The 17924-nt window shown below is 67.8% G+C and carries 16 protein-coding genes; 12 read left to right on the forward strand and 4 right to left on the reverse strand.

Features of this window, described 5'->3' with window-relative positions; all coding sequences use genetic code 11:
- Positions 1–293: 293 nt before the first annotated feature.
- Entirely contained in the window at positions 294–1253 is a 960-nt protein-coding gene (locus DIE03_RS00775; protein ID WP_124446547.1) for an LLM class oxidoreductase, read from the reverse strand.
- Positions 1254–2303: 1050 nt separating this feature from the next.
- Between DIE03_RS00775 and DIE03_RS00785 the strand changes: the two genes are divergently transcribed.
- From DIE03_RS00785 to DIE03_RS00800, 4 genes are all read left to right on the forward strand, one after another.
- Positions 2304–3200, forward strand: a complete 897-nt coding sequence (locus DIE03_RS00785; RefSeq protein ID WP_124446549.1) for an NAD-dependent protein deacetylase — start codon at positions 2304–2306, stop codon at positions 3198–3200.
- Entirely contained in the window at positions 3197–3838 is a 642-nt protein-coding gene (locus tag DIE03_RS00790; protein WP_124446551.1) for a DUF938 domain-containing protein, read from the forward strand. Before DIE03_RS00785 ends, DIE03_RS00790 begins: the two co-directional genes overlap by 4 nt.
- A 97-nt stretch (positions 3839–3935) precedes the next feature.
- Positions 3936–5348, forward strand: coding sequence for an NADP-dependent phosphogluconate dehydrogenase (gndA, locus tag DIE03_RS00795; RefSeq protein WP_027791098.1), 1413 nt, complete (start codon positions 3936–3938; stop codon positions 5346–5348).
- Positions 5349–5548: 200 nt separating this feature from the next.
- On the forward strand, positions 5549–5893 hold the full coding sequence (locus tag DIE03_RS00800; protein WP_124446553.1) for a DUF4148 domain-containing protein: 345 nt from the start codon (positions 5549–5551) through the stop codon (positions 5891–5893).
- A gap of 112 nt (positions 5894–6005) precedes the next feature.
- On the opposite strand, the gene DIE03_RS00805 is transcribed toward DIE03_RS00800, so the two are convergent.
- Positions 6006–6326: a hypothetical protein gene (locus tag DIE03_RS00805; protein ID WP_124446555.1), complete on the reverse strand. Its 321-nt coding sequence runs from the start codon at positions 6324–6326 to the stop codon at positions 6006–6008.
- Positions 6327–6740: 414 nt separating this feature from the next.
- Here DIE03_RS00805 and DIE03_RS00810 point away from each other — a divergent pair, with 414 nt between their 5' ends.
- A complete protein-coding gene (locus DIE03_RS00810; RefSeq protein WP_124446557.1) occupies positions 6741–7466 on the forward strand; it encodes a peptidoglycan DD-metalloendopeptidase family protein in 726 nt (241 codons plus the stop codon).
- Between the two features lie 48 nt (positions 7467–7514).
- On the opposite strand, the gene DIE03_RS00815 is transcribed toward DIE03_RS00810, so the two are convergent.
- Positions 7515–8153 (reverse strand): Pr6Pr family membrane protein, encoded by a 639-nt coding sequence (locus DIE03_RS00815; protein ID WP_124446559.1) that lies wholly within the window; start codon positions 8151–8153, stop codon positions 7515–7517.
- Between the two features lie 229 nt (positions 8154–8382).
- On the opposite strand from DIE03_RS00815, the gene DIE03_RS00820 reads away from it, so the two are divergent.
- From DIE03_RS00820 to DIE03_RS00845, 5 genes are all read left to right on the forward strand, one after another.
- Positions 8383–8919, forward strand: coding sequence for a cytochrome b (locus tag DIE03_RS00820; protein ID WP_124446561.1), 537 nt, complete (start codon positions 8383–8385; stop codon positions 8917–8919).
- A gap of 155 nt (positions 8920–9074) precedes the next feature.
- Positions 9075–9443 (forward strand): DUF2946 domain-containing protein, encoded by a 369-nt coding sequence (locus DIE03_RS00825; protein WP_124446563.1) that lies wholly within the window; start codon positions 9075–9077, stop codon positions 9441–9443.
- An 83-nt stretch (positions 9444–9526) separates the two neighbouring features.
- Positions 9527–11659, forward strand: coding sequence for a TonB-dependent copper receptor (locus DIE03_RS00835; protein ID WP_124446565.1), 2133 nt, complete (start codon positions 9527–9529; stop codon positions 11657–11659).
- 219 nt (positions 11660–11878) lie between these two features.
- Positions 11879–12973: a triacylglycerol lipase gene (locus DIE03_RS00840; RefSeq protein ID WP_124446567.1), complete on the forward strand. Its 1095-nt coding sequence runs from the start codon at positions 11879–11881 to the stop codon at positions 12971–12973.
- A gap of 3 nt (positions 12974–12976) precedes the next feature.
- Complete coding sequence (locus DIE03_RS00845; RefSeq protein WP_124446569.1) at positions 12977–14011, forward strand: lipase secretion chaperone; 1035 nt, start codon at positions 12977–12979, stop codon at positions 14009–14011.
- 37 nt (positions 14012–14048) lie between these two features.
- Here the strand turns inward: DIE03_RS00845 and DIE03_RS00850 are convergent, their stop codons facing one another.
- The gene (locus tag DIE03_RS00850) at positions 14049–15572 is read right to left on the reverse strand and encodes a PLP-dependent aminotransferase family protein (RefSeq protein WP_124446570.1); all 1524 of its coding nucleotides are present in this window, start codon (positions 15570–15572) and stop codon (positions 14049–14051) included.
- Between the two features lie 108 nt (positions 15573–15680).
- On the opposite strand from DIE03_RS00850, the gene DIE03_RS00855 reads away from it, so the two are divergent.
- On the forward strand, positions 15681–16784 hold the full coding sequence (locus tag DIE03_RS00855; protein WP_124446572.1) for an ABC transporter ATP-binding protein: 1104 nt from the start codon (positions 15681–15683) through the stop codon (positions 16782–16784).
- Between the two features lie 76 nt (positions 16785–16860).
- On the forward strand, positions 16861–17907 hold the full coding sequence (locus tag DIE03_RS00860; RefSeq protein ID WP_124446574.1) for an ABC transporter substrate-binding protein: 1047 nt from the start codon (positions 16861–16863) through the stop codon (positions 17905–17907).
- Positions 17908–17924: the final 17 nt, after the last annotated feature.

Raw genomic sequence — 17924 nt, forward strand, 5'->3', positions numbered from 1 at the left:
GGCTGAACGATGGACGGAAGTTAACATGATCGCGACCGGAGCCGAATAGTTCCGTCGACGACCATTCGAATCGGGCATGGGCGAGGTGGCACGGGCGTTCGCGGCGCGTTCGCGCAGGCAAATGACTGATGCAGGCTTCAGAGGGGCCAACAGAACAGCGGGGAGGAAGGCTAGCGGTCGAATCGTAAGGCAATGGTAATGCTCGTTTCCCGTCGGAGCAGAGCTGTGCATTGCAACGTGAGCATTCGCCCGATCGTGCACGACGCGCGGGATGCCTTCGGATTCCTGATGAATCACCGATATTCGTCGTGAAATATCGGCAGCACATGTTCGGCGATTTCCTCGACGACCTCGCGTACCGGCCGGTCGGATCCCGGGTTCAGCGTGACATGATGCGTGCCCGCCGCACGCATGTCCTGCAGGATGTCGACCAACGCGCGGCGCCCGGTTGCGTAGCCGAGCGACAGCGCGATGGCCGATGCGTCGGGGTCCGCGGCGAGGTCGAGTCGCATCGACACGCCGAACGCACGAAATTCCGGCGCCGGAAGCCGGTCGACCGCCGCGCGCCACATCGAATGGCGTGCGCGCTGTGTGTCCGGATCGCGGTGGTACGTCATCCAGCCGATCGAGCGCCGCGCGATCCAGTCGACGCTTTGTCCGCCCGATCCGACCGCGAGCATCGGCACCGCGTCGCTGCCGCGCGGCAGCAGCATGAATTCGGGGGCGTCGGGCGGTGCTTCATCGGGCAGCACGCGGGACGGCACGCCCAGCGCGGCCGCGACGACATCCCAGTGTGCGCGGTAGCGGTCGCGCCGCGTTTCCGCATCGACGCCGAACGCCGCATATTCGGGCGGCCGGTCGCCGGAGCCGAGCCCGAGAATGAAGCGTCCGCCGGACAGCGTCGCGACCGACAGCGCACCTTTCGCGATATGCAGCGGATGACGCAGCGGCAGGACGATCGCGCCGCTCGCCAGCGCGATCCGCTGCGTGCGCGACGCCAGTGCGCCGAGCAGCACCCACGGGTCGAGATGGCCGACCGGGTCCGGGTAATCGGCGCTGTTCAACGGCACGTCGCGAATCCACAGCGCGCGAAAGCCGAGCGTATCGGCCAGTTCGGCGAGTTCGAGTTGCTCGTTGAAGTCGGCGACGATGTGGCCGCTGCGCAGCAGCGGCAGCGTGAGGCCGATCGACAGCTGTCCGTCCGAAAAGACGCGGCGGGCGACGTCAAGGCGGGCAGGGGCGGGCGTGGTCATGTCGGATCCTTGGAGGCGATGCAAGCGGATGCGCGGTGTTTCGTGTCCGAATGCTAGCGTGTTTGCGCACGGCGTGAGCCGCGCCGCATGCGTCGTCCCCGGCCCTACGCGATTCGCGGCGCCACGCCGCACAGCGTGAGGCCGGGTTCCGCGCCGGCATCGGCGGGCCGCTGCCGCTCGACGGCACGCATGGCCGGCCATCGTCGTGCCGGCGGGTGTTTCAGTTTCGAAACGTTCACGCTTCCTGACGGTGCGCGATCCCTTCCCGCGGTCTTGCAGATGCCCGCGGGGCCTTGCGGCGCGACGCATGGTGCACTCCTTGCATATCTGTATGGGCCGTGAGCGCGATCGCGGGGCGCAGTCGGCCTGACGATCGCTTCAGTGGGTCGGACATATCGAAAACGGGGACAAGAGAATGAAAAGAGACCGAATCGCAACGTGGCATGTTGCAAACATGAATCGCCGACCTGCCCGAATATTCGCTTCGCCGTTGATTGCGGCGACGTGAGCGCGCGGCTTTCCGTTCCATCCGAGCAATCGGGTTCGTTCTGAGCGACACGTGCATGTTTGACGCACGAGGCCGACCGGCGACGGTCGGCCGTCGGGGATGAGCCTCCGAATGCATGCGGGTGGCTCCGGCCTGGATCCCGGATCGTCATGCCGTAGCGCAACGCGAGTCGTCGCGCGGCGGATGCGATTGCGCGCCGCGCGTCGCGGCGTGGCGGACATGACCGGGATCGCACGGAAGCGCCGGCGGCGCAACGCAGCGCAGCGCGCAGCATTGCGGAACACGCGCAGTTCAGGGGAAGCGTTCACCGGTGGCCGCATGGCGGCCGTCGCAACTTTGTGCTGTCAGTTGATCCACTACCCCGATGGATCAATTGTTTAAGCGCCCATCGCCGCGTGGCGAATGGGCGTCTTTTTTTGTGCGCCGGTTTTTGCACAGGGGCCGCCGGCCGGATCGTGCAGCGTTCTGTATCATGTGCTGGCGCGCGGGCCGCTCGTGCGGTCGCACGAGCCTGCCGGCGCGCCCGATCACGCGTTGCCAACATGAACGACAAAGCCTTGCAGGACCCTTCAACCGCCGGCGTCGACCCGGCCGCGCTCGATGCGCTGCATGCGTTCGTCGAGCGCCATCCGCGCCTGCTCGTGCTGACCGGGGCGGGCATCAGTACCGATTCCGGCATTCCGGGCTATCGCGACCGCAACGGCCAGTGGATGCGCTCGCCACCGATCCAGCTCCACGAATTCCTCGGCTCCGATGCCGCGCGGCGACGCTACTGGGCGCGCAGCATGATCGGCTGGCCCGTCGTCGGCCGCGCGCAGCCGAACGGGTCGCACGTCGCACTGGCACGGCTCGGCGGCGCGGGCCGGATCGAGCGTCTCGTCACGCAGAACGTCGACGGCTTGCACCAGCGCGCGGGCAGCGACGACGTGATCGAGCTGCATGGCGGGATCAACGGCGTGACCTGCCTCGAATGCGGCGCGCACCATGCGCGCGCGACGATCCAGACGATGCTCGAAGCCGACAATCCCGAACTGCTCGGTGCGCAGGCCGAGCCTGCCGCGGACGGCGACGCGCACCTCGAATGGGCCGCGCTCGACACGTTTCGCATTCCGGCGTGCCCTGCGTGCGGCGGCCTGCTGAAGCCGGCGGTCGTGTTCTTTGGCGAGAACGTGCCGCGCGAACGCGTGGCGCTGGCGTCGCAGGCGCTCGACGCGGCCGATGCGCTGCTCGTCGTCGGGTCGTCGCTGATGGTGTATTCCGGCTACCGCTTCTGCGTGTGGGCGCAGGCGCAGCAGAAGCCGGTCGCCGCGCTCAATCTCGGCCATACGCGCGCCGATCCGATGCTGACGCTGAAGGTCGAGGCGCACTGCGCACCGGCGCTCGACGCACTGACGGCCCGTCTGGGTCTCGGCGATCACACCCTGGAGCATGCATCGTGACCGGCGCTACCGCTTCGCCCGATCCCTCCGCGCGGTTGCTGGCGCCCGCGGCCGAACGCAACCGCGGGCCGATCCTCGACGTATTGCGTCGCGTCCTGCCGGCGAGCGGCAGCGTGCTCGAGATCGCGAGCGGCACCGGCCAGCATGTCGTCCATTTCGCGCAGGCCCTGCCGGGCCTGCACTGGCAGCCGAGCGACCCCGACGAACAGGCGCGGCACTCGATCGCCGCGTGGGTCGCGCATGCGGGCCTCGCGAACGTCGCCGGGCCGCTGGCGTTCGACGTGCGCGAGGCAGCGTGGCCGGTCGCGGCGCTCGACGCGATCGTCTGCATCAACATGATTCACATCTCGCCGTGGGCCTGCACGGAAGCGCTGTTCGCGGGCGCGGCGCGGCTGCTGCGACCGGGCGGCGTGCTGTTCCTGTACGGCCCGTACCGTCGCGAAGGGCGGCACACGGCGCCGTCGAACGAGGCCTTCGACCTGCAGTTGCGCAGCCGCGACCCGTCGTGGGGCGTGCGCGATCTCGAGACCGTCGTCGCGCTCGGCCTCGATCGCGGGCTTGACTGCAGCGAGGTCGTCGAGATGCCGGCGAACAACCTGAGCGTCGTGTTCCGGCGGCTGCCGCACGCGGAGCAATGACACGCAGGCGCGCATCGACGCCGGGTTTCCACTATCCTTTCGCCTGTGCGCGCGGCCCGGTTCGGGTCGCGCCCCGTTTTTTCCGGAGAATTGACTAATGGGCAAGCAAGCAATCGGTGTGATCGGGCTCGCGGTGATGGGCCGCAATCTCGCACTCAATATCGAGAGCCGCGGTTACGCGGTGTCGGTGTACAACCGCAGCCGCGAGAAAACCGACGAACTGATCGCAGAATTCCCCGGCCGCAACCTGGTGCCGACCTATACGCTCGAGGAATTCGTCGCGTCGCTCGAGACGCCGCGCCGGATCCTGATGATGGTGAAGGCCGGTGAAGCGACCGATGCGACGATCGCGTCGCTCAAGCCGCTGCTCGAGAAGGGCGACGTGCTGATCGACGGCGGCAATACGCACTTCACCGACACGATCCGCCGCAACCAGGAACTCGCGCAATCGGGCCTGCACTTCATCGGCACCGGCGTGTCGGGCGGCGAAGAGGGCGCATTGCGCGGCCCGTCGATCATGCCGGGCGGCCAGCGCGACGCGTACGACCTCGTCGAGCCGATCCTCAAGCAGATCGCCGCGAAGGCGCCGTCGGACGGCGAGCCGTGCGTCGCCTACATGGGCCCGGACGGTGCGGGCCACTATGTGAAGATGGTCCACAACGGCATCGAATACGGCGACATGCAGCTGATCGCCGAAAGCTACTCGGTGCTGAAGGACGTCGCGGGCCTGACCAACGACGAGCTCGGCGCGGTGTACACCGAATGGAACCAGGGCGAACTCGACAGCTACCTGATCGAGATCACGTCGAAGATCTTCGGCAAGAAGGACGAAGAGACCGGCAAGCACCTCGTCGACGTGATCCTCGATCGCGCCGCGCAGAAGGGCACCGGCAAGTGGACGAGCCAGAACGCGCTGGATCTCGGCGTGCCGCTGCCGCTCATCACCGAGTCGGTGTTCGCGCGCGTGCTGTCGTCGCTGAAGACCGAGCGCGTCGCGGCCAGCAAGATCCTGTCGGGCCCGGCCGCCGCACCGTTCGACGGTGACCGTGCCGCGTTCGTCGAGGCGGTGCGCCGCGCGCTGTACCTGAGCAAGGTCATCTCGTACGCGCAGGGCTTCGCGCAACTGCGCACGGCATCGGAAGAGTACGGCTGGAACCTCGATCTCGGGACGATCGCAAAGATCTTCCGCGCGGGCTGCATCATCCGCGCGCGCTTCCTGCAGAAGATCACGGACGCCTATGCGAAGGATCCCGCGCTCGCGAACCTGCTGCTCGATCCGTACTTCAAGGACATCGCCGCGAACTACCAGACGGCGCTGCGCGACGTCGTGGTCGCCGCGGTGAAGGCCGGCGTGCCGGTGCCGGCGTTCGCGTCGGCGGTCGCGTACTTCGACAGCTACCGTTCCGAGCGGCTGCCGGCGAACCTCGTGCAGGCGCAGCGCGACTTCTTCGGCGCGCACACTTTCGAGCGTACCGACAAGCCGGGCAGCTTCCACGCGAACTGGTCGTAACCGGCCCGCGGGGGCAGCATTGTTGCGAAAATCTATTCTTTGAATAGGGTTTTTCTATCCCGGATGCCGACATTGTTGGCTCCGGGGAAACAGTGTTTTCGTTCTTTCATGGTTTTCCCTAGGTGCTGCCGGGACTAAACTCTGTTCCATCGCTGCAGACATGGTGTGTGCGGCGGAGCAAAAAAATCCCGGAGGTAATCATGAAATCGCTGATCGCAACGTTCGCTGCAGCTGCTGTCCTCGCCGTTCCCGCCGTCTCGTTCGCCCAACAGAACGCGCCCGTCACCCGTGCACAGGTGAAGGCCGATCTCGTCGCCGTCCAGCAGGCCGGCTACAAGCTGGGCAGCGACCGCACGAACTACCCGGAAGGCATCCAGGCAGCCGAAGCACGTTTGAACCCGCAACAAAACGTTGCCGCTGCCGACACGACCGGCTACGGCGCGCAACCGGCCGCCGCGCAAGAATCGGGCGCACCGGCTGTTGCAAAGACCGGCTGGCAAGTCAAGCGTATCGCTGACGGCGCACCGGTCTACAAGGGTCGTTAATGGTGCGGCCGCTCCGACGGCCGGATCCGACCCCCTGTAGTACAAACAGCCCGTCGTTCCGTTATGCGGAACGACGGGCTGTTTTCATTGGCGGCGCGTGACGCGCCGGCGCTCAATGCAGCGGGCGGCGGCCGCGCCCGATATCGCGGAACAGCGCTTCGGCCGGTTCCAGTACCTGCAGCCACGTTTCGTCGTAGCCGCTCAGCGTGTCGAGTGCGTCGCGCAGCCGTTCGATCGCGAGGACCGGCAGCTCGACGCTGTGGCGCGTGGCGCCCGTCATGTGCGCGACGCTCGCCAGCTGGACGAGCGCATCGGCCGCCTCGGCGACATCGGTCGCGAACAGCAGGTGCCGGTTGAGCAATTCGACCAGGCCGCTGGAGCCGGCGAAATCGTCGGCGTCGAGCTGCACGGAAAGAAACGTCGCGTTGTTCATTGTCATGCTCCTCGTTGTCGTTGGATCGCGCGCTGCGTCATCGAGTATAGGCGGCGATCGAAGCGGGGAATGTGACGGGGACGAGACGGCCGGCGCACGCGCGGCGGCGCGGGCCGAAAACCCGCGCGGCGCGGCTCGCAGGCCGTCGCCACACTCATGCGGCACTGCAAGATTGTTGCCGCAACAGGCAGCCGATGCAGTCCTGACCGCGACAAATGGTATCTTTGCCGGTCGGAGCGACACTGAAAAGTGCGGAAAAGGGGCCGGTGAGCCCATTCGCACCGACGTTCCGCTGTGGAAACTGACGGCCGCGAGAGCGGTCGGATACTGGTTGGTCCGGCCGTCCGGCCGGACATCGTGCGGCGCACACCGGGGGGCGGTGGGCGGCGCCACGACGCAAATCCGGGAGGACCCTTGAGAGAAACTATTCCCATCCACGATGCGCTGACGCGCTGGTTGCCGCAGGCGGCGCTCGTCGCTGCAGCCGTCGCGCTGTCGGGCTGTACGCTGACGCCGTGGACCGACAGCTGGCAACCGGCGCGCCAGTCGACCCCGATGTCGGCTGCGACGCCGGGCGTGATCGCCGGCTATTACCGCGTGAACCCGGGCGATACGCTCGCGGGCGTCGCGAGCGCCTACGGGCAACGCGTGCAGGACGTGGCCAGCTGGAACCACATGGCGCCGACCGACGCCCTGTCGCCCGGCCAGGTGCTGCGCGTGGCGCCGCCGTCTGCTTCACCGTCGCCCGGGCAGCCGCCTGCCGCGCCGGGCTCGCTCGCGTGGCCGGCAACGGGCGTCGTCGCGACGCCGTTCGCGGCAGGCAAGGCGCGCGGCATCGTGATCGCCGCATCCGGGCCCGACCACTCGGTGCGGGCCGCGGCGAACGGGCGCGTGGTCTACGCCGGGTCCGGCGTCAAGGCGTACGGCCCGCTCGTGATCCTGAAGCACGACAACGGCCTCATCACGGCCTACGGGCACAACGGCAAGCTGCTCGTCAACGAAGGCGACGCGGTGCGCCAGGGCCAGCCGGTCGCCGAAATGGGCACCGACGCGAGCGGCCGTTCGACGTTCGAGTTCGAAGTCCGCCAGAACGGCAAGGTCGTCGATCCGATGAACTTCCTGCCGCGCAACGGCGGCTGACGACCCGCAGTACCGCGTGTGCGCCGGGCGGCGCACACGCTCCCGCCTTCATCCCTCCTTGAGTGTCGCGGTACCGGACTGTCTTGCGTGATTGCCGAGCCAGCGGATGCCCAATGCGAGCGCCGCCGCGCCCAGCGCGATCAGCGAACACTGGATCGCGACCGGCAGGTAGCCGTGCGGCCGCGGATCGACGAACGGGTAGGGGTACCAGTTCTCCACTGCGCCGCGCACGAGCGTATAGCCGAGATAGACGAGCGGAAAACCGAGCCAGGCGAACGCGCTGCTGCGTGCGATCGGCCGGCGCGGCTCCACGTACAGCCAGTCGCACAGCATCACGAGCGGCACGATCCGGTGCAGCACCCAGTTGTTGAATGCCGGCGTGACGTGGCGCAGCGCATCGGGCCGCGCCAGCAGGAGTTCGTAGACGATCGCGGTGATCAGCACGTACAGCACGGCCGCGCCGCGCATCGATTCGTAGCGGGCCGAGCCGGGGCGCGCGATGCGCCACAGCCCCGCGGCCAGCATCGCGGCCGCGTAGAGGCTGCTCAGTTGCGTGAAGTAGCTGAGGTAGTTGCCGAGATGGAAGTTCGGCAGGTGCCAGTAGTCGGCGATGCTGTGCACGGTCGTGGACACCGCGAGCAACGCGGCGGTCAGCCGATAGGCCGCAACGAAGAACGCTTTGCTCATGATGCCCGTGCGCCGTCGCACCAAAGCTTCATCGTGCCACAGCCGCTTGCGCGCGCGATGCGGATTTTCCATATGAGGGACGCGCGCGGGGCGCGCCGCCGATTCGTCGGATATTTGACCGCGCCGCGTAAAACCGGACGCCCGTGCGGCTACAATCGCGAAAGCCTGGCCGGGCGCAGGGCCGGTTGCCGCCCGCGCTCCTTCCCGCATACGACACACGAGACGAAGCATGAGAAACATCCTCGCGAAACAGACGCGCTACAGCTCGCCCGCGATCTTCTTCCACTGGGCCATCTTCGTGCTGGTGGCGCTGGCCTACCTGGCCATCGAGGTCCGCGGCCCGAAAGGCAGTGACAGCCGCGTGTTCTGGATGAACGTGCACCTCACTGCGGGCACGTTCGTGCTCGTGCTGTCGGTGTTGCGCGTGCTGTGGCGCGCCGTCAGCCGCGTGCCGGAAGCCATTCCGCAGGCGGCGCTGCTGCGCTGGCTGTCGAGGCTCGCGCATCTCGCGCTCTACGTGTTCATCATCGCGCAACCGCTGCTCGGCATCATGATGATCAACCTGGGCGGCAAGCCGGTGTCGCTCGACTGGCTCGGCGTGTCGTTTACGCTGTTCGGCCCCGACAAGGCGCTGCGGCCGACGATCAAGGAGGCGCACGAACTGATCGGCAACGCGTTCTACTTCGTGATCGGCCTGCATGCGCTGGCCGCGCTGTATCACCATTTCATCCGGCGCGACGACGTGCTGCGGCGCATGGCACCCTGATCGCCGCGTTCCGGGCGCATTTCGCAGGCGGGGCGCATGGTTGTGCTGACAACCATGCGCCCCCGGTCCGTTTACCGGCACGGGTGGCTGGTCATCGCGTTGAACATTCTGTAACATCTCGGCTGCTTTTACATTCCGCTTACTCGTCGCCGCGCATGCTGCACCGACATCGTCACCTGACCGCCTGGCTCGGCGTGCTCGCGATCTGGATCGCGATCGCGGCGCCGCTGGTGTCGCAGTGGCGCATCGCGCAGGCCACCACGCCGGACCCTATCGTCTGCAGTGCAGAGCATGGTGCGCATCGGTCGGCCGATACGCGCAGCATGCACGATCACGCGCTGCATCTCGACGCGTGCGGCTACTGCGGTTTCTTCGCCCACAGCCCCGCGATCGGCGCGCCTGCCGCCGCATCGTTCGCTGCCATTCCCGCCGTTTCCGTGTCCGCCGCCGCGCCGTCCTCCGTCGCGGCGCGCGCCGACCGCTATCCGCGCGCGTATCCACGCGCACCGCCCGAGCGCGCCTGACGCGCTGTTATCCGTTCTTACTACCGCCGATATCCGTGCGGCCCGTCGCGGCCGCGTGGAGGGCGTCACTCGGGCTTTCGATCATGACCAATTTCCAGTTGCGTGCGCCGCGGGCGTCACGCAATGCCTGTGCGCGGCGCATGCCGCGCATGTTGAAACTTACCGTTCCGGCGCTCGCTGCCGGCGCGCTGGCAGCGAGCGCCGCGGCGGCCGAAACGGCGCGCGCTGACGTCGCGCCCGTGAACGAGTCGGCCGCGCTGCTGCCGCCCGTCGAGGTCGTCGCGTCGCCGCTGTCCACGCCGCTCGTCGTCGTCACGGATCCGAAGGCGCCGCGCCAGCCGCTGCCCGCCAGCGACGGCGCGGATTACCTGAAGACGATCCCCGGCTTCACGTCGATCCGCAGCGGCGGCACGAACGGCGACCCCGTGCTGCGCGGGATGTTCGGTTCGCGCTTGAACATCCTGGCGAACGGGATGCCGACACTCGGCGCATGCCCGAACCGGATGGATGCGCCGACGTCGTACATCGCACCGGAAAGCTACGACAAGGTCACCGTCGTGAAGGGGCCGCAGTCCGTGCTGTACGGCCCCGGCGCGTCGGCCGGCACCGTGCTGTTCGAGCGCGTGACGCCGCGCTTCGAGCGTCCGGGCATGCGTTTCGACGGCAGCCTGGTCGGCGGGTCGTTCGGTCGCAACGACCAGAACATCGACTTGACGGCCGGCACGCCGGACGTCTACGGCCGCGTGACCGCGAACCACGCGCATTCGCAGGACTACAAGGACGGCAACGGCAACACGGTGCCGTCGCAGTGGGACAAGTGGAATGCCGACGCGGCGCTCGGCTGGACCCCCGACGACCACACGCGCGTCGAGCTGACCGCCGGCACCGGCGACGGCTATGCGCGTTACGCGGGCCGCGGGATGGACGGTGCGCATTTCCGCCGCGAGACCTTCGGGCTGTCGTTCGACAAGCGGCACCTCGGCGACGTGCTCGACCGGATCGAGGCGCGCGTGTACTACAACGAAGCCGATCACGTGATGGACAACTACATGTTGCGGCAGCCCGACCCGACCAGCAGCATGCCGATGCGGATGGCGGCCGACGTGCGGCGCCGCACGGTCGGTGCGCGCGCGGCCGCGACGTTCCGTTTCGGCGACGACTTCAAGCTCGTGACGGGTGTCGACGCGCAATCGAACCGGCTCGATTCGCGTTCGTCGATGGGGCGGCAGGACTACCGCGACCAGCCGTGGGATGCGCAGGCGACGATGTGGAACGCGGGCGCGTTCGGCGAGCTGACGTGGTATGCGAGCGAAGTGTCGCGCGTGATCGGCGGCGCGCGCATCGACTACGCGAGCGCTCGCGACAAGCGCGCGATGACGAGCGGGATGATGACGAGCAAGCCGAACCCGACCTTCGACGACGATCGCGCGCGCGTGCTGCCGAGCGGCTTCGTGCGCTACGAGCGCGATCTCGCGTCGCTACCTGTCACGTGGTACGCGGGGATCGGACATGCGGAGCGCTATCCCGACTATTGGGAGCTGTTCTCCGCGAAGCGCGGGCCGGCCGGTTCGGTCAACGCGTTCTCGGCGGTGCAGCCGGAGAAGACCACGCAGGTCGACATCGGCGCGCAGTACAAGAGCGACCGGTTCGATGCATGGGTATCGGCGTACGCGGGCTACGTGCAGGACTTCATCCTGTTCAACTACGCGGCCGGGATGATGGGCCCGACCACGCAGGCGACCAACGTGAATGCGCAGATCATGGGCGGTGAAGCGGGTGTGTCGTGGCGGCCTGTTGCGCCGCTGCGCGTCGAGACGTCGCTCGCGTATGCGTGGGGGCGTAACGTGGCGAGCGGCGATCCGCTGCCGCAGATGCCGCCGCTCGAGGCGCGCATCGGGCTCGAGTACACGCGCGGTGCATGGTCGGCCGGCGGCCTGTGGCGGATCGTTGCGCCGCAGCATCGCTATGCGCTGAACGAGGGTAACGTGGTCGGCAAGGACTTCGGTCCGAGCGCCGGATTCGGCGTGCTGTCGCTGCATACGCAATACAACGTCAGCAAGACCGTGCAGATCTCGGTCGGCGTCGACAACGTGCTGAACAAGGCCTACACCGAGCACCTGAACCTCGCCGGCAACGCGGGCTTCGGCTATCCGGCGAACGCGCCGGTGATGGAGCCGGGCCGGACCGCCTGGGTGCGCGTGAGCGCGAAGCTGTAGCGTGCGGCACGTGTGCATTGCAGCATGCACGCGCATGAACGCGGCCCCGCCCGAACGGGCGGGGCGCGTCAACCGATTAGAGAACCGTATCTAGTCAGGGGGCAAACGTTCGCGACTCGTGATTCACTCCCGCATTCGACGCACACGGTGCGCGCGATGCAGCGTGCGTGTCGATCCGGTGTCATTCGCACCGGCAGCACAATAATCAGGAGAACATGCATGGCCAGATCGATGCGTTCCAGGGTAATGGCAGGGGCAGTGGCATGCGCGATGAGCGTCGCGCCGTTCGCGGGGACGACCGCGCTGACGACGCTCGCGACGACACAATCGGCAGTGGCGGCGAGCGCGCCCGCCGACAACTACGCGGCGACGCGTTATCCGATCATCCTCGTGCACGGGCTCACGGGCACCGACAAGTACGCCGGCGTGCTCGAGTACTGGTACGGCATCCAGGAGGATCTGCAGCAGCACGGCGCGACCGTCTACGTCGCGAACCTGTCGGGCTTCCAGAGCGACGACGGCCCGAACGGGCGCGGCGAACAGTTGCTCGCCTACGTGAAGACGGTACTCGCCGCGACGGGGGCGACCAAGGTCAATCTCGTCGGCCACAGCCAGGGCGGGCTGACGTCGCGCTATGTGGCGGCCGTCGCGCCCGACCTCGTCGCATCGGTGACGACGATCGGCACGCCGCATCGCGGCTCCGAGTTCGCGGACTTCGTGCAGAGCGTGCTCGCGTACGATCCGACCGGGCTGTCGTCGACGGTGATCGCCGCGTTCGTCAATGTATTCGGCATCCTGACGAGCAGCAGTCACAACACGAACCAGGACGCGCTTGCATCGCTGAAGACGCTGACGACCGCGCAGGCGGCGACCTACAACCAGAACTATCCGAGCGCGGGCCTTGGCGCACCGGGCAGCTGCCAGACCGGCGCACCGACGGAAACGGTCGGCGGCAACACGCATCTGCTGTATTCGTGGGCCGGCACGGCGATCCAGCCGACGCTGTCGCTGTTCGGCGTGACGGGGGCGCAGGACACGAGCACCATTCCGCTCGTCGATCCCGCCAACGCGCTCGATCCGTCGACACTCGCGCTGTTCGGCACCGGCACGGTGATGATCAACCGCGGCTCGGGCCAGAACGACGGGCTCGTGTCGCAGTGCAGCGCGCTGTACGGCAAGGTGCTGAGCACGCGCTACAAGTGGAACCACGTCGACGAGATCAACCAGCTGCTCGGCGTGCGCGGTGCGTATGCGGAAGATCCGGTCGCGGTGATCCGCACGCATGCGAACCGGCTGCAGCTCGCGGGCGTGTAATCGATGACCGCACGTGAAGGGCGCGCGCCGCTGGCGCGGCGCGCAGCAGTCTACGGTGTCGTGGGGCTGGCGGCGATCGCCGGCGTCGCGATGTGGAGCGGGGCGGGCTGGCATCGCGGGGCGGGTGCCGCCGGTGACGCACCGGATGCGGCTGCGGTGGGCGGCGTGCCGGCCGCATCGCCGCTGGCCGCCGTGCCGGCGAGCACGGGCCTGCCGCCGTCGCTGGCCGGTTCCAGCGCGCCGCGGCTGCCGCTCGATGCTGGCGGCCATCTCGCGAAGTCGCGCGCGGTGCGCGATTTCTTCGACTATTGCCTGACCGCGCAGAGCGATTTGAGCGCGGCCGCGCTCGATGCGTTCGTCGTGCGCGAGGTCGCCGCGCAGCTCGACGGCACGGTCGCGCAGGCCGAGGCGCTCGACGTGTGGCACCGCTACCGTGCGTATCTCGACGCGCTCGCGAAATTGCGCGATGCCGGCGCGGTCGACAAGGCCGACCTCGGCGCGTTGCAGCTTGCACTCGATCAGCGCGCGTCGATTGCGTACCGCACGCTCGGCGACTGGAGCGAGCCGTTCTTCGGTGCGGAGCAGTGGCGGCAGCGCTACGACCTCGCGCGGCTGAAGATCACTGAGGATCGCTCACTGACCGATGCGCAGAAGGCCGAGCGGCTCGCGGCGCTCGAGCAGCAGATGCCGGCCGGCGAACGGGCGGCGCAGCAGCGGATCGACCGGCAGCGCGCGGCGATCGACCAGATCGCGCAATTGCAGAAGAGCGGCGCGACGCCCGACACGATGCGCGCGCAGCTGACGCAGACGCTCGGCCCCGACGCCGCCGCGCGCGTCGCGCAGATGCAGCAGGACGATGCATCGTGGCAGCGCCGCTATGCGGACTACGCGGCGCAGCGTGCGCAGATCGAATCGGCGGGGTCGTCGCAGCAGGATCGCGACGCGCAGATCGCCGCGCTGCGGCAGCGCGTGTTCACGAAGCCCGGCGAAGCCGTGCGCGCGGCATCGCTCGACCGCGCGGCCGGCAGCACGCAATGATGGGGGCGTTGCCGCGTGTGGCCGGTCTGGTGCGGCCTTACGCGGCGCGCGTGATGTCGCGCGGCAGATGCCGCTCGATGGTATCGGCGAGCGTGTCGAACGCGGGCCCGATGCCTTCGTGCGCGACGCATGCATAGCCGAGCAGCAGGCCCTGCCGCGCGGTGTCGAGGCTGCTGTAGTAGCTGGTGAGCGGGCGCACGATCACGCCCGCATCGAACGCGCTCTGGGTGACCGCACGATCGTCGCACGCGTCGGGCAGGCCGAGCACCAGATGCAGGCCGGCCTCGTCGCCCATCACGGGCAGCGCTTCGCCGAAGCGTGCGCGGATCGCGTCGATCATCAGTTGCCGGCGCTCGCCGTACAGCGTCCGCATTCGTCTGACGTGCGAAGTGAGGTGGCCGTCCATGATGAATTCGGCGAGCACGGCCTGCTGCATCAGCTGGCCCTCGCGGTAGAGCTCGGACAATCCGGTGCGGAACGTATCGACCAGATGTTCGGGCACCACCATGTAGCCCATCCGCAGCCCCGGAAACAGCATCTTGCCGAGGCTGCCGACGTAGATCACGCGGCCGCCGTCGTCGAGCCCCTGCAGCGACGCGAGCGGACGGCTGCCGTAGCGGAATTCGCTGTCGTAGTCGTCCTCGATGATCCAGCAGCGGTGCTGGCGCGCGTATTCGAGCAGCATCCGGCGCCGCGCGAGACTCATCACCATGCCAAGCGGGTACTGATGCGACGGCGTGACGAGCACGAGTCGCGGCGGATGCTGCATGTCGCTCACGCGCGGGTCGAGCCCTTCCTGGTCGACCGGCACCGGTGCGAGCGAGAGGCCGGCCGCCTGCAGCACGCTGCGCACGCCCCAGTAGCACGGCTCCTCGACCCACGCGCGATCGCCGATGTCGGACAGCAGCCGCACCGCGAGATCGATCGACTGGTGAATACCCGTCGTGATGATCACCTGGTCCGGCGAGCATTTGACCGAGCGCGCGACCCGCAGGTAATCGGCAAGTGCGCGCCGCAACGGCCGGTAGCCGCCGCCCGGCGCATAGGTCAGCAATTCGGGATTGGCTTCCTTCCACAGCCGCGCCTGCAGGCGGCTCCACGTGCGGCTCGGAAATTCCGACACGTCCGGCACGCCCGGCATGAACGCCCCCCACTGGCGCCGCGACACGCCTGCGTGCTCGATCAGTTGCCGCCCACGTGTCGACAGGCTGCCCTGCGCATCCGGCGGCGGCAGCTCGTCGGCGGCCGACGGCGCCGGCGCGGTGCCCGGCGCGTGGATCGCCGCGGCGTCCGGCCGCGTGTCGGCCACATAGGTGCCGCTGCCGGTCGTCGTCAGCACGTAGCCTTCGGCCGTCAGCTGGTCGTACACGTGCAGCACGGTATTGCGCGCGATCGACAGGTCGCCCGCGAGCGTGCGCGAGCTCGGCAGCTTCGTCCCTGGCCCCAATTCTCCGGTCAGGATGGCCTGCTGCATCAGCTGCAGCAGCTGCCGGTACATCGGCTCCGGCGAGCTGCGGTCGAGGCGGGCGGAGAGCCAGTCGGCGACGATCACGGTATCCAAAGTGGTCCTACTTGGAATATTGAAATGGTTCCCTAGTATAGAACCGTGAGGGCCGTATAGTGGGTCCATCTCAAAAACGTTTTGTCGCGAAGCAAGGGGACAGCCACGATGAAGTCCGATGATGTGATCGTCAGCTTTCGCGGCGTGCGGAAGACCTACGATGGTGAAACGCTGGTCGTCAAATCGCTCGACCTCGACATCCGCCGCGGGGAATTCCTGACGCTGCTCGGGCCGTCGGGTTCGGGCAAGACCACCTGCCTGATGATGCTCGCCGGCTTCGAATTCCCGACCGGCGGCGAGATCCGCCTCGACGGCGAGCTGCTGAACAACGTGCCGCCGCACAAGCGCAACATCGGCATGGTGTTCCAGAACTATGCGCTGTTCCCGCACCTGACGGTCGAGCAGAACGTCGCGTATCCGCTGACCGTGCGCAAGCTGCCGGCCGGCGAGCGCGCGGAACGCGTCGCGCACGCGCTGAAGATGGTGCAGATGGAGCGCTTCGCGAAACGCTATCCGGCGCAGCTGTCGGGTGGCCAGCAGCAGCGCATCGCACTGGCGCGCGCGCTCGTGTTCGAGCCGAAGCTGGTGCTGATGGACGAGCCGCTCGGCGCGCTCGACAAGCAGTTGCGCGAACACATGCAGTACGAACTGAAGGCGCTGCACGAAAAGCTCGGCGTGACCTTCGTGTACGTGACGCACGACCAGGGCGAGGCGCTGACGATGTCCGACCGCGTCGCCGTGTTCGACAAGGGCATCGTGCAGCAGCTCGACACCGTCGACCGCCTGTACGAATCGCCGTGCAACGAGTTCGTCGCCAACTTCATCGGCGACAGCAACCGGCTGCGCGGCACCATCGCGCGCGTCGACGGCGAGTTCTGCGAATTCCGCCTCGACGACGGCACGAAGCTCGTCGGCCGCCATATCGGCGAAGCCGCCGAGGGCGCGTCGGCCGTCGCGTGCATTCGCCCCGAACGCATGAGCCTTGCCGCGCACGGCGCGAATGGCGCGAATGGCGCCGCCGCCAATTGCCTGAGCGGCGAAGCGCGCAGCCTCATCTATTTCGGCGATCACGTGCGCATGCGCTGCGCGCTGCCGGGCCAGGACGAATGTTTCGTGAAGGTGCCGCTCGGCACCGGCGCGCTCGACGCGTTCTCGCCCGGCGCGCCGGTCTCGCTCGCATTCGCACCCGAACACCTGCGCGTGTTCGCGTAACCGCGGTTTCCCCGTTTTTCCGCAGCACGTCGTCAACAACAAAGCCCACTTCCACCACGAGAGGAGAGGAACCATCATGAAACGAGCAAGCTTTACCGCGCGCCGCACGGCACTCGCGCTGGCACTGGTCGCGTTCGGTGCATCGGCATCGGCTGCGGAACTCACGGTCGTCAACTTCGGCGGCGCGAACGGCGACGCGCAGAAGGCCGCGTTCAACCAGCCGTTCGAAAAGGCGACCGGCAACAAGGTCACGGCCGTCGAGTACAACGGCGAGCAGGCGAAGGTGAAGGCGATGGTCGAGGCGAAGCACGTCAACTGGGACGTGGTCGAGGTCGAATCGGGCGACCTGAACCGCGGCTGCGACGAAGGGCTGTACGAGAAGCTCGACTGGTCGAAGATCGCGAAGAAGTCCGACCTGATTCCGGAATCGCCGCAGGTGTGCGGCGTCGGTTTCTTCGTGTGGTCGACGGCGCTGTCGTACAACGCGGACAAGCTGAAGTCGGCGCCGACCGGCTGGGCCGATTTCTGGAACGTGAAGAAATTCCCCGGCAAGCGCGGGATGCGCAAGGGCGCGCGCTACAACCTCGAATTCGCGCTGATGGCCGACGGCGTCGCGACGAAGGACGTGTACAAGGTGCTCGGCACGAAGGCCGGCCAGGACCGCGCGTTCAAGAAGCTCGACGAGCTGAAGCCGTACATCCAGTGGTGGGAAGCGGGCGCGCAGCCGCCGCAGTTCCTCGTCGCCGGCGACGTCGTGATGTCGACCGCGTACAACGGCCGCATCGATGCCGCGCAGAAGGAAGGCAAGAACCTGAAGGTGGTGTGGAACGGCAGCATCTACGACCTCGACTACTGGGCGATTCCGAAGGGCTCGCCGAACAAGGCGCTGGCCGAGCAGTACATCGCGTATTCGCTGACGCCGAAGCCGCAGCAGGCGTATGCGCAGCACATCGCGTACGGCCCGGCGAACATCGCGGCGATCAAGTCGCTCGATGCGAAGACGCTCGCGAACCTGCCGAACTCGCCGGCGAACGGCAAGAACGCGGTGCTGGAGGACATCGGTTTCTGGACCGATCACAGCGACGAGCTCGAGCAGCGCTTCGCCGCGTGGGCGACGAAGTAACCGCCGTTCAGGTGTCC

Origin of the sequence: Burkholderia sp. Bp8992, assembly GCF_003853705.1 — a bacterium.
Taxonomy (GTDB): domain Bacteria; phylum Pseudomonadota; class Gammaproteobacteria; order Burkholderiales; family Burkholderiaceae; genus Burkholderia.

Coding starts and splice junctions, on each gene's coding strand:
- DIE03_RS00800 (WP_124446553.1), top strand. CDS start 5,549: ATGAAATCGCTGATCGCAACGTTCGCTGCAGCTGCTGTCCTCGCCGTT.
- DIE03_RS00825 (WP_124446563.1), top strand. CDS start 9,075: ATGCTGCACCGACATCGTCACCTGACCGCCTGGCTCGGCGTGCTCGCG.
- DIE03_RS00860 (WP_124446574.1), top strand. CDS start 16,861: ATGAAACGAGCAAGCTTTACCGCGCGCCGCACGGCACTCGCGCTGGCA.
- DIE03_RS00815 (WP_124446559.1), bottom strand. CDS start 8,153: ATGAGCAAAGCGTTCTTCGTTGCGGCCTATCGGCTGACCGCCGCGTTG.
- DIE03_RS00835 (WP_124446565.1), top strand. CDS start 9,527: ATGACCAATTTCCAGTTGCGTGCGCCGCGGGCGTCACGCAATGCCTGT.
- DIE03_RS00805 (WP_124446555.1), bottom strand. CDS start 6,326: ATGAACAACGCGACGTTTCTTTCCGTGCAGCTCGACGCCGACGATTTC.
- DIE03_RS00840 (WP_124446567.1), top strand. CDS start 11,879: ATGGCCAGATCGATGCGTTCCAGGGTAATGGCAGGGGCAGTGGCATGC.
- DIE03_RS00820 (WP_124446561.1), top strand. CDS start 8,383: ATGAGAAACATCCTCGCGAAACAGACGCGCTACAGCTCGCCCGCGATC.
- gndA (WP_027791098.1), top strand. CDS start 3,936: ATGGGCAAGCAAGCAATCGGTGTGATCGGGCTCGCGGTGATGGGCCGC.
- DIE03_RS00855 (WP_124446572.1), top strand. CDS start 15,681: ATGAAGTCCGATGATGTGATCGTCAGCTTTCGCGGCGTGCGGAAGACC.
- DIE03_RS00775 (WP_124446547.1), bottom strand. CDS start 1,253: ATGACCACGCCCGCCCCTGCCCGCCTTGACGTCGCCCGCCGCGTCTTT.
- DIE03_RS00845 (WP_124446569.1), top strand. CDS start 12,977: ATGACCGCACGTGAAGGGCGCGCGCCGCTGGCGCGGCGCGCAGCAGTC.
- DIE03_RS00785 (WP_124446549.1), top strand. CDS start 2,304: ATGAACGACAAAGCCTTGCAGGACCCTTCAACCGCCGGCGTCGACCCG.